The sequence below is a fragment of the Photorhabdus sp. RM322S genome (genome assembly GCF_042879395.1).
In the GTDB taxonomy this organism is placed as follows: domain Bacteria; phylum Pseudomonadota; class Gammaproteobacteria; order Enterobacterales; family Enterobacteriaceae; genus Photorhabdus; species Photorhabdus khanii.
Window position 1 is genome coordinate 37,200 of sequence record NZ_JBHFKW010000003.1, and the last position, 11,237, is coordinate 48,436.

The 11,237-nt window shown below is 43.4% G+C and carries 11 protein-coding genes and 1 pseudogene; 5 read left to right on the forward strand and 7 right to left on the reverse strand.

All coding sequences use genetic code 11. The features are described from left to right. Positions 1-137 precede the first annotated feature (137 nt). Together phoQ and phoP are read right to left on the reverse strand one after the other, a co-directional pair. Positions 138-1,601: a two-component system sensor histidine kinase PhoQ gene (gene phoQ, locus ACGF63_RS02540; protein ID WP_036849596.1), complete on the reverse strand. Its 1,464-nt coding sequence runs from the start codon at positions 1,599-1,601 to the stop codon at positions 138-140. Between the two features lie 19 nt (positions 1,602-1,620). Further along, positions 1,621-2,289: a two-component system response regulator PhoP gene (gene phoP / locus ACGF63_RS02545; protein WP_036849263.1), complete on the reverse strand. Its 669-nt coding sequence runs from the start codon at positions 2,287-2,289 to the stop codon at positions 1,621-1,623. Positions 2,290-3,020: 731 nt separating this feature from the next. Here phoP and ACGF63_RS02550 point away from each other — a divergent pair. The 3 genes and pseudogenes from ACGF63_RS02550 to ACGF63_RS02560 all read left to right on the forward strand — a co-directional run. After that, a pseudogene (locus ACGF63_RS02550) lies at positions 3,021-3,320 on the forward strand (tail assembly protein); the annotation flags it as partial. Positions 3,321-3,513: 193 nt separating this feature from the next. Then, positions 3,514-3,816: a hypothetical protein gene (locus ACGF63_RS02555; RefSeq protein WP_036849265.1), complete on the forward strand. Its 303-nt coding sequence runs from the start codon at positions 3,514-3,516 to the stop codon at positions 3,814-3,816. Next, positions 3,813-4,166, forward strand: coding sequence for a hypothetical protein (locus tag ACGF63_RS02560; RefSeq protein WP_036849267.1), 354 nt, complete (start codon positions 3,813-3,815; stop codon positions 4,164-4,166). The genes ACGF63_RS02555 and ACGF63_RS02560 overlap by 4 nt, the downstream gene beginning before the upstream one ends. A 283-nt stretch (positions 4,167-4,449) precedes the next feature. On the opposite strand, the gene purB is transcribed toward ACGF63_RS02560, so the two are convergent. The 5 genes from purB to rluE form a co-directional block, all read right to left on the reverse strand. Further along, positions 4,450-5,820 carry an adenylosuccinate lyase gene (gene purB, locus ACGF63_RS02565; RefSeq protein WP_036849269.1) on the reverse strand — a complete coding sequence of 457 codons (1,371 nt, stop codon included), beginning with the start codon at positions 5,818-5,820 and terminating at the stop codon, positions 4,450-4,452. A 23-nt stretch (positions 5,821-5,843) separates the two neighbouring features. Beyond that, the gene (hflD, locus tag ACGF63_RS02570; protein WP_162524065.1) at positions 5,844-6,470 is read right to left on the reverse strand and encodes a high frequency lysogenization protein HflD; all 627 of its coding nucleotides are present in this window, start codon (positions 6,468-6,470) and stop codon (positions 5,844-5,846) included. 2 nt (positions 6,471-6,472) lie between these two features. Then, positions 6,473-7,576: a tRNA 2-thiouridine(34) synthase MnmA gene (mnmA, locus tag ACGF63_RS02575; RefSeq protein ID WP_152961769.1), complete on the reverse strand. Its 1,104-nt coding sequence runs from the start codon at positions 7,574-7,576 to the stop codon at positions 6,473-6,475. Positions 7,577-7,660: 84 nt separating this feature from the next. After that, on the reverse strand, positions 7,661-8,110 hold the full coding sequence (locus ACGF63_RS02580; RefSeq protein WP_152961770.1) for an NUDIX hydrolase: 450 nt from the start codon (positions 8,108-8,110) through the stop codon (positions 7,661-7,663). Further along, the gene (gene rluE / locus ACGF63_RS02585) at positions 8,103-8,732 is read right to left on the reverse strand and encodes a 23S rRNA pseudouridine(2457) synthase RluE (RefSeq protein ID WP_387628770.1); all 630 of its coding nucleotides are present in this window, start codon (positions 8,730-8,732) and stop codon (positions 8,103-8,105) included. Before rluE ends, ACGF63_RS02580 begins: the two co-directional genes overlap by 8 nt. A 139-nt stretch (positions 8,733-8,871) precedes the next feature. On the opposite strand from rluE, the gene icd reads away from it, so the two are divergent. Both icd and ACGF63_RS02595 read left to right on the forward strand, forming a co-directional pair. Beyond that, the gene (gene icd / locus ACGF63_RS02590; protein WP_387628636.1) at positions 8,872-10,125 is read left to right on the forward strand and encodes an NADP-dependent isocitrate dehydrogenase; all 1,254 of its coding nucleotides are present in this window, start codon (positions 8,872-8,874) and stop codon (positions 10,123-10,125) included. Positions 10,126-10,445: 320 nt separating this feature from the next. Further along, on the forward strand, positions 10,446-10,847 hold the full coding sequence (locus tag ACGF63_RS02595; protein ID WP_152961771.1) for a hypothetical protein: 402 nt from the start codon (positions 10,446-10,448) through the stop codon (positions 10,845-10,847). Positions 10,848-11,237: the final 390 nt, after the last annotated feature.

An 11,237-nucleotide genomic window follows, 5' to 3' on the forward strand; every position in this document is an offset into this window, starting at 1 on the left:
CCTGAGTGTGAAGTGAGTTTCAGGATATTATAACGAATTAGTTGAATCGAGTATCAGACTGCACAGGCATATTTAGCAAAAATAGCCGTAAACCTTCGTCCAACGCGGGCGGAGATATAAGAGTGGAGAGCAGTCGCTTAATCGTCATCATCAATTTGCTGACACCGGAATATGACGCAAATTCTGGCACCGCCAAGCGGGCTGTCACTGATACTGATATCGCCGGTATATTGTTCAATAATTTCAGAAGCAATTGACAACCCAAGCCCCTGACCAGGCCGTAAAGTATCGACACGCTGGCCCCGTTGGAAAATCATTTCCCGTTTGTCAATTGGAACGCCTGGGCCGTCGTCATCGACAATAATCATCACCGAATCGTGATCAACATTGACTGAGATTTCGACAAATTTAAGGCAATATTTACAGGCATTTTCCAGCACATTGCCCATGACTTCCATAAAATCATTTTTTTCACCAAGCCAGGTGATCTCCGGCGAGACATCTAACGTAAGGCTGACCCCTTTACGTTGATAGACTTTTGTTAAAGCGCTGCACAGGCTATCCAATAAAGCAGGAACAGAAGAAACTTTCCGCATAATAGTACTGTGTTCGCTGCGCATACTGGCCCGATGCAGGTAATAGCCTATTTGCTGAGAAATACGGCTGATTTGCTCAAGCATGATGGGTTCGGCCTGTTGAATAGTCATTTGCTTACTGTTACGTAAAGAACGGAGGGTTGATTGTAAAACAGCCAGTGGGGTTTTCAGGCTGTGTGTCAGATCAGCCAGCGTTGTCCGGTATTTTGTATAGCGGTTGCGTTCATTATTGAGCAACACATTAAGGTTACGCACTAATCCCCGCAGCTCGGTCGGTGGGTTTTCATCCAGTTTTTCCCGTTCACCTTTTTCCAGCGAGCTGACTTGATGAATCAGCGACTTAATTGGCCGCAAACTCCAGTGTGCCGCCAGCCAGATTAAGGGGATGACCAGAATCAGATTGGCAATCAATACATAGCCGAACCATTCCCACACCATAACCGTTTTTTGTAAATCCTGGGGAATAGTATCGATGACGACAATGGTTAATGCCGGCAGATGATCTGTCGCACTGTATTTGTTAACAGAAACGGAGTGGGTCAGCTCATTGTCTTCATTTTCGTCGAGCTCGTTAAGTTTACCTAATTGTCCTTGCATATTGGCCGAGTCTTTTAACAAATCCCGGCTGTTTTTCAGGTCAGTATCCAGATCATACAAACCATCTTCCTTCAACCATTCACTTGGAATCGAGTTCTCTATTTTCGGGAGATGACGTTGACGCCAGAGGATAGTCCCTTTGTTGTTATAAATCAGCACCAGTGATGGGTTATTCAGGGTGAAATTGGGAGGGGCTGAAATATCCAGTTTATTGTTATTCCACTGGGCAAGACTGAAAAACAGGTTACTCTGACTGCGTAGCAATGTATAAGCGGTTTTATCAAAACTGACCAGATAACCGACAATGGCAACAATACCGTAAGACATTGTCAGCGCCAGAATAACGGCAGCAGTCGCCATTAAAAACCGGGTACGGAGTGAGAAAGGTTTCTTTTTGTGTTTCAGCACTGTTTTACCCATCAAAGTTTTATACATCAAAGCGATAGCCTTGACCACGGACAGTCACGATAGCTTCATAAGGCCATATATCTTGTATTTTCTTTCTTAACCGACCGATTAAGACATCAATGGAATGGCCTTCGCGTAGTTCAGCATCGGGATATAACTGGCGCATTAATGCATCTTTAGTAACCACTTTGTCACTATTACACATCAGTATTTCAATAATCCGGTATTCAAACGCGGTTAGTTTGACATTTTCACCATGTACCGTTAATTCTTTGCGTGACAGATCAATTCGAAAGGGGGGAAATTCAATAACCTGAGAAACTAACCCATTATTACGGCGCAGGAGTGCCTGCATCCGGGCAATAATTTCTTCAAGATGAAATGGCTTGGTGACATAATCATCCGCCCCTGCATCAAGAACGGTGACTTTTTCCTGCCAGCTTTCACGGGCTGTCAGAACAAGAATGGGGAGTTTTTCATCTTTTTGGCGCCAGCGACGGATCAGACTCAAACCATCTTCTCCGGGCAAACCAAGATCAACAATAGCAATATCGGGTTCGCTTTCTGCCAGATAGTAATCGGCTTCTTTGGCATTTGCCGCAGCATCAACCAGATGGCCTGTGTCACGAAGCTGTACTGTCAAATGATGACGCAGCAGCATGTTGTCTTCAACGATCAATATCCGCATGGAATATTCCTTCTAAAACGCCAACTGGCAGTATTGTAATAATCAATTTACTCAAACTGTTATATAGACAAAATTGCCGGTAAAAAATGCAATGCAATGGGCCTGGCTGAATATGTTAGATATATGGATCTGTAACAGCAAGCCATCAAGTAGAAATATAGAATATAACTTCAATGTGTGTTTGGAATTGGTTTATAAAAGGATAGAAAAAAATGGATATTTTATTCGTCTCAGGTTGTTGACCAATCCATTTAAAAACATCCTAAAATACATAAGCAGAATGCCACACATCTGCTGAGTTGGGGGATGTAATACCATTAAGAAACTGAAAGTACTTTTATTGATATAAAAAAGAGTATTTCCATCCTTATCGCCACTTCCTAGCATTTAATACGTTGCATTCCCCATTATCAGGATTAAATAACCCGATCTTGATCGCATTTCGTACTATCCATTCAGGTGGATAATTAATCACAAATTAGAATAGTTTGATTATGTCACTATCAAATTATCAATATTTTCTATGGAAAGATTACCGTTTTATCACCAAAGCCAGATTAACTTAAGAAAAGAGACAGTACGATGGATAAGCGCAACACCCCGGTGGTCAGGGCCACGAGTTATCTTTTTAATTTATCTTACCGCCGTTTATCCCCTTCATCCGGCTATCACCGCCGGCATAACGCCGGATAATCACCACACACAGGTACAAAATCAGGGTAATGTTCCGGTTAGGTGTTGCTTTAATTACCACAGCAGTTATTGCATCCCGGGGGATAGCGGCAGCATTTACGGCGGGTGGGTTGTGGGGAATGACTGAAATGGTAGGTGCATCAATGGCCCTCGGCGGTGTTGTCCAAATGCTCTCACCACAACAGCCTGGCTTGCGAATGCGTGAGTCACTGGACAATAAACCTTCTTACGCGTTTGGCGGCCCGATTAACACGACAGCGCAAGGTAACCCTGTTCCTGTGTTATATGGAACCCATGAGATAGGCGGAACAATCATTTCAGCCGGGATATATACCGAATCAACAGTAGTCAGCTCGGCTAGGGATGGCTTAAATCTGAAATATTTTAATCATTATCTGTATATACAAATTTCATATTAAAGTAATACATATCACCTATTTAATTGTGCAAAACACATTGATATTTTGTGAGTTGTTTAGATCTGTTTCGTGGTATATTCTGTATATACAGATTAACCATGAGTTAAAGCACATGAAGCTCTTGATATCATCGAACATCAGATTGAAATTAGCAGGCAAAAACCCGCCTGTTAATGAAGAAGATATACTCCAATGTTTTTCTAATCGGGTTGGGCGTTTTCTTGAAGATACAAGGGAAGATAACAGAACCGATCCACCCACTAAATGGTTTATATCCGAAACTGATTACGGTGTTAAGTTAAAAATAGTCTTTATCTATTACCCTGAAAAAGGGATTGCAATAAGGACAGCTTATGCACCCAACGAAGATGAATTGAGAATTTACAGAAAATACGGCCTAGGAACAGAGAAATGAGCAATCAAACTGAGAAGCGAGCAAATGACCTGATAGCTTCCACTGACGAAGCGTGGGAAAACGGTGAGCTTGGTTGTAGTGAGGCTCACATTAAAGTATCTGATGATATAACAGAAGATCTGATTAACGATGCGCTGGAGTTACAGCCTATTTCAATCAGATTAAATAGATCTCTGATAGAAGACTTAAAAATGATAGCCGATCTTAATGGCTTAGGCTATCAGCCATTAATCAGACAAGTTTTAAATCGGTTTGCCAATAGTGAGAAAAAACGGATACTTGTCGAAGCCCACAGTAAAGTAATGAAAAGTGAAAAAAGAAAATCCAATAAGCATCATAAGGCTGCTTAACTACATAGTATACAAATGCTTAGCTTAAGCCTCTTCGGAGGCTTTTCTTTTACTTAAAATCCACTAGCCGCTTAATTGCGGTTTTTTATGGGTAAAATGATGTTTTCTCTCCCAATGTCAGTTGAGCATTGAATTTTTTACCCGTCTTTACAGGCAGTTAAAACAGGTTAATAAGGAACAATAGTCAGTATTATTATTCATGATAAAAGCAAAAACCTCGTTATTTTCAACGAGGTTTGTCAGCGGTCTGAGACGGATATTTTATCTGTCTGTGGAATATCAATTACTTTAATTCATCAACCAGCGTGATTGCGCGGCCAATGTAATTTGCCGGCGTCATTGCTTTCAGGCGTGTTTTCTCTTCTTCAGGTAAATCCAGCCCATCAATAAAGGTTTTCATCCCTTCAGCATTAACGCGTTTACCACGAGTGAGCTCTTTCAGCTTTTCATAAGGCTTTTCGATACCGTAGCGACGCATGACGGTTTGGATAGGTTCAGCAAGGACTTCCCAATTTTTATCCAGTTCATCCAGCAGATTCTGTTCATTGACTTCCAGCTTATTTAAGCCTTTCATTGTAGATTGATAAGCAATCAGAGCATATCCCAGACCAACGCCAAGGTTACGTAATACGGTTGAGTCAGTCAGATCACGCTGCCAACGGGAAACCGGTAACTTGCTTGCCAGATGACCCAGTACGGCATTTGCCAACCCCAGATTACCTTCAGCGTTTTCAAAATCAATTGGATTGACTTTATGCGGCATCGTGGAAGAGCCAATTTCACCGGCAACCGTTTTCTGTTTGAAATGGTTGAGTGCGATATAACCCCAAATGTCACGGTTGAAATCGAGCAGAATCGTGTTGAAACGGGCGATGGTATCGAACAATTCCGCAATATAATCATGAGGTTCGATTTGAGTCGTGTAGGGATTCCATTTGATGCCCAGTGAAGTCACAAACGTTTCACTGAATTGGTGCCAGTCAACCTGCGGGTAAGCAGCTATATGGGCATTATAGTTACCCACTGCGCCATTGATTTTGCCTAATATTTCGCTTTGCTCCAATTGGCGATACTGGCGTTCCATCCGGTGAGCAACGTTGGCAAACTCTTTACCCACAGTGGAAGGCGTGGCAGGTTGACCGTGAGTGCGGGATAACAGCGGCAAGTCCCGATATTCAGCCGCCATTTTTTTAATGGTATCAATCACCTGGCGCCATTGTGGCAAAATCACTTCTTCACGGGCTGTTTTCAGCATCAGCGCATAAGACAGATTGTTAATATCTTCAGAAGTACAGGAAAAGTGAATAAACTCGGCAACTTTATGCAGCGCCGGAACATCTGCCACTTTCTCTTTCAGAAAATATTCCACCGCTTTGACATCGTGGTTAGTCGTGCGTTCGATCGTTTTGATACGCATTGCATCCTGTTCATTGAAATTTGCGATAATTTCATTCAGGTAAGCGTTTGCGTCTGCATCAAAAGCCGGAACTTCTTTAATTTCAGCACATTCTGCCAGTTTTTGCAGCCAACGTACTTCAACCTGCGTGCGGAATTTCAATAAGCCAAACTCACTAAAAATGGCACGTAATGCACTGACTTTATCGCCGTAGCGGCCATCAATCGGAGAAACAGCAGTTAGTGAGGATAATTCCATTGGTAGCAACTCCCTGATTTTATTTAACAATGAGCAAGAATATCTTTCGCCTGTTGGAGCAGGCGTTGACGAGAAAACATTAATTGCCAGCGACTACCGCCAACTTGCTGCCATAAGACAGCACAACGGACCCCTGCCAGTAGAATAGCCCGGACTTTCGCTTGTACAAGTGGATTGCGCAGAACATCAGGGGAACCTGTCACCTGGATCCTTGGACCTAATGGGCTGACAACATCAACATAAATACCGGCCAATGCATTGAACATGCCTTCTGACATGGGTTCAAAATAAGTCTGTTGGCGTTCTAACTGGCTAATGCGGTTGCCCAGTGCATCGGAAGCGTCCTGATTTTTACTCAGGCGGCGCTCCAGTACCATCAGGCTTAACATATAGCGGGTAAGGTCGGCAGAAACACGACTGTTAGAGCCATTGAACATCCCTAGCATGGCATCCAGACCAATTCGCAGATTGTGTTCATGATTGCCGAACACATCTAAAACAGATGCCGGGTTGGTGTTCAGAATGCTATTAACCATAGTTGCAACAGCATCGGTATCACACTGGTTTTCGTGAGCAAGTTGCTGTACCAGACGACTTGACTGGCAAATTCCCGCCAGAGCCAGTGTAATGTTGTAATAATTCTTTGCCACAATTACTCCTGCAAACGTTGTTCAATCACGCCACCGCCAAGACAAACTTCCCCTTGATAAAAGACGGCTGACTGGCCGGGGGTGACTGCGGCGACAGGGTTAGCAAAACGTACTTCTATTTTGTCTTCGTTTATTGGTGTGACAGTGCAAGGAATATCCTGCTGGCGATAACGTGTTTTAACCACGCAGCGGATTTCTTCAGTCAGTGGCTGTTTGTCGACCCAATGAAGTTGTTGAGCAATAAGGCCGGCAGACATCATACGGGGGTGTTCGTGTCCCTGAGCCACGATCAGAATGTTATTTTGAACATCTTTGTCTATGACATACCACGGCTCTTCACTGCCTTCTTTAGTTCCGCCGATCCCCAGGCCTTTACGTTGACCCAGCGTGTGGTACATCAGCCCCTGATGCTCGCCAAGGGTTTCTCCATCCACAGTCATAATCTGGCCCGGTTTGGCGGGCAAATAATGGCCAAGGAAATCACGGAATTTGCGCTCACCGATAAAACAGATGCCCGTTGAATCTTTTTTCTTTGCCGTCACCAAACCGATTTTTTCAGCGATACGACGAACTTCTGGTTTTTCCAATTCACCGACAGGAAATAAGCTTTGCGCGATTTGCTGGTGGCTCAGGGTATATAAAAAGTAGCTTTGGTCTTTATTGTTATCGAGCCCCCGCAATAATTGGCTCTTACCGTTAATATCCTTGCGGCGGACATAATGACCTGTAGCGATGTAATCCGCACCTAAATCTTCAGCGGCAAATTCCAGAAATGCTTTAAATTTAATTTCTTTGTTGCATAGAATATCTGGGTTAGGGGTTCTGCCCGCTTTATATTCAGAAAGGAAATGCTCGAAAACATTATCCCAATATTCGGCAGCAAAATTGACGGTATGAAGTTCAATACCCAGTTTATCGCAAACGGATTGAGCATCGGCCAGATCAGTCGCGGCTGAACAGTACTCTTTATCATCGTCCTCTTCCCAATTCTTCATGAACAAGCCAGCCACTTGATAACCTTGCTGTTGCAGCAGGTAGGCGGAAACGGAGGAATCTACACCGCCGGACATGCCGACAATGACTTTTTTCTGGCTGTTATCTGACATGGGAATCTCACTGGAGAAAAAAACAAGCGCCGTACTTTAACACGTTGTAAACGGGGGTGCATTAAACTCATTACTGTTTTGCCATTAATTAACCGCAGAGACATAGTTATCCAGCAGGGTGAGAGGATGTTTTTCGTTTTGCAGATAACAGCGGATACTTTCTGCGACGAGTGGCGAACGCAGACGATCACTCTTTAATATTTGTTCTGCGGTAACCCAGTGGCAGCAGTCAATATCACTGTCTTGTGGATGAGGTGCTGTTTGCTGTTCCATTTCAACCAGAAACAGAAAGCGAATAAATGGTGTGCTGTCCGGTGCAACCCACTGATAAATTTTCAGCAGCGCTTGTGGTTTAGCCCGGATACCGGTTTCTTCCCATAATTCACGCTCTGCTGCCTGTAATAACGTTTCATCCGCTTCAAGATGACCCGCAGGTTGATTCCATAATGCTTTGCCATTAATTGTCTCTTCAACCACCAGGAATTTATTCTGGGCATGGACAACACAGGCAACGGTAACGTGGGGGTTAAACAAAATCGATCTCCTTCCATTCGCCGGGTTTCATCTCGTCTAATTGCCAGTTTCCCATACTAAAACGAATCAGCCGAAGGGTAGGGAAACCAATATGTGCTGTCATTCTGCGCACTTGGCGGTTTCGGCCTTCATAAAGTGTTATTTTTAACCAGCTCACCGGAATGCTTTTACGTTCACGAATCGGTGGATGACGATGCCAGAGCCATGTTGGTTCATGAATTAACTCGGCACCTGCGGGCAGGGTAGGCCCATCTTTTAAAACAATACCGTCACGCAGCTGATCGAGCGAGGCTTCATCTGGAACTCCTTCAACCTGAACATAATAAACCTTGGCGGTTTTTTTATCCGGTTGAGTCAGATGTGCCTGAAGTTTACCGTCATTAGTCAAAATCAACAGTCCTTCACTGTCACGATCCAAACGTCCGGCGGCATACACATCAGGGAAGGGGATAAAATCTTTCAGCGTTGTTCTGCCCATTTCATCGGTGAACTGGGGCAAAACATCGTAAGGTTTGTTAAATACTAACACCCGGCGAGGTCCTGTTAGTTTTTTGGCAGAATGTGATGTTTTTCTTTGGCTGAATTGGTTAACTTTGCGTTTTTTAATAGAGAAATTTGTCATCATAGATCACTAAGCGAAATGGGGTGGGTATTATACATGAGTCTGCTATCGATTGGCGTTTGCAGAATATTCAAGTAGTATTGACACGTCCCTTACAAAAAATTAACAAGGTATTACGCTTACTTGAAAGGAGAGGTTAATGGAAAGCAAAGTAGTTATTCCGGCGGAAGGTAAAAAAATAACAGTCGACGCTAAAGGTAAACTGGTTGTTCCGAATAACCCGGTCATCCCTTATATCGAAGGGGATGGGATTGGTGTCGATGTTACCCCTGCAATGTTGAAAGTGGTCGATGCAGCGGTTCAGAAAGCCTATCAGGGTGAGCGTAAAATTTCCTGGATGGAAATCTACACCGGTGAAAAATCTACTCATGTATACGGTAAAGATGTTTGGTTGCCAGATGAAACTCTGGATCTGATCCGTGAATACCGCGTTGCCATCAAAGGCCCTCTGACGACGCCGGTTGGTGGTGGTATCCGTTCTCTGAACGTGGCATTGCGTCAGCAATTGGATCTGTATGTTTGCCTTCGCCCTGTTCGTTACTACCAGGGAACGCCAAGCCCGGTTAAACACCCTGAACTGACCGATATGGTCATCTTCCGTGAAAACGCAGAAGATATTTACGCCGGTATCGAATGGAAAGCGGGCTCTGCGGAAGCGGATAAAGTGATCAAATTCCTGCAAGACGAAATGGGCGTGAATAAAATCCGTTTCCCACAGCAGTGTGGTATCGGTGTGAAACCCTGTTCTGAAGAAGGCACTAAACGCCTGGTTCGTGCTGCTATCGAATACGCGATTGATAATGACCGTGAATCAGTCACTCTGGTTCACAAAGGCAACATTATGAAGTTCACCGAAGGTGCTTTCAAAGACTGGGGTTACCAGCTTGCGCGTGAAGAGTTCGGCGGTGAACTGCTGGATGGCGGTCCTTGGGTGAAAATTAAGAGCCCGAAAAACGGTAAAGAGATCATTGTCAAAGATGTGATTGCTGATGCGTTCCTGCAACAGATTCTGCTGCGTCCTGCTGAATATGATGTTATCGCCTGTATGAATCTGAATGGCGACTATATTTCTGATGCACTGGCTGCTCAGGTTGGTGGTATCGGTATCGCTCCGGGAGCAAACATCGGTGATGAATGCGCTCTGTTTGAAGCAACTCATGGTACAGCACCTAAATATGCGGGTCAGGATAAGGTGAACCCTGGTTCAGTTATTCTTTCCGCTGAGATGATGTTGCGCCATATGGGGTGGACAGAAGCTGCTGATCTCATCATTAAAGGCACGGAAGGCGCGATTGCTGCGAAGACCGTGACTTACGATTTCGAGCGCTTGATGGAAGATGCCAAGCTGTTGAAATGTAGCGAGTTTGGTGACGCTATTATCCAGCATATGTAATCCGTTATCTTCTGAAAACTTCACGGTAGCTGATATTTCCGTGGAGTTTTCTCATTTCTTGAAACTTTTGCTATAGAACTCTTATAAAATAGCCATAAAAACGTATTTATTGATATTGCTATGATTTATCAATTTTCCCTTGCCATCATGTAGTTACCTATCATTTTTACACGTTTATGTCTTAATGATTATATTGGAAAGATTCAAGTACCCAAGTGCGATATTTTGTTGTTTTTATTGAATGCAAAATTTTGCAAGTCACATATGCCAGAGTGTATACTGAGGTCAATATTTGTTCTGTCTGATATTGAGGGGGAAAGATGAGTGACTCAGATGATAAAAAAATAGAGTTCAGCACGAGTGATGTGTTAAATGCTCTCTTGCATCGAGGGCAGAATATGCAACATCTTGCAACTCAGGAAAGTGTTGATAATCTGCGCCGTGAGAATGAGGCTAGCTTCACGTCACTTAAATTTGATATTAATCAGCGGTTTGAAGCTATGGATAAAGCCTTTAACCAACGATTTGAAGCTATGGATAAAGCCTTTAACCAACGATTTGAAACTATGGATAAAACATTTAACCAACGATTCGAGTCTGTGGATGTACGTCTTAGCAAACTTGAAGGTAAATTTGATCGTCTTCAATGGTCTATTGTTGCTGCGACGCTGGCGTTTCTTTTTAAAGAATATATTTTTAAGGCGGTTGCTCTTATCCAGTAACGTGCAAAATTTTGCACGTTACAGTTGTTTTTTTTGGACTTTACTATTTTCTCTTCTGCTACGGTGCCTTACCCGTTTATATCGGAATGGTACTGTAGCCGCATCTGTAACACGTCATATGGGCTGGATAGAAGCTGATGACTATATCCTGTAATAAGTAGAGTATGACCTTCCTTAGCTGGTTAGTGAGCTGTCAAGGGTGATTTTAGTGGGGAATGCGACGCTATAGAGTATCATTTTTATTTCAGTTTGGTCTGATGACCGATCAGTGAATATAGAAGTTAAAACTGGATAGTTAATTTAATGGCTTGTAAAAATCTTTATGGTAGATGTGACTAAGTAAAAGCCGCTAACGGGAGTTTGTTCTCCCGCTGTTTTTATAACTGTAAA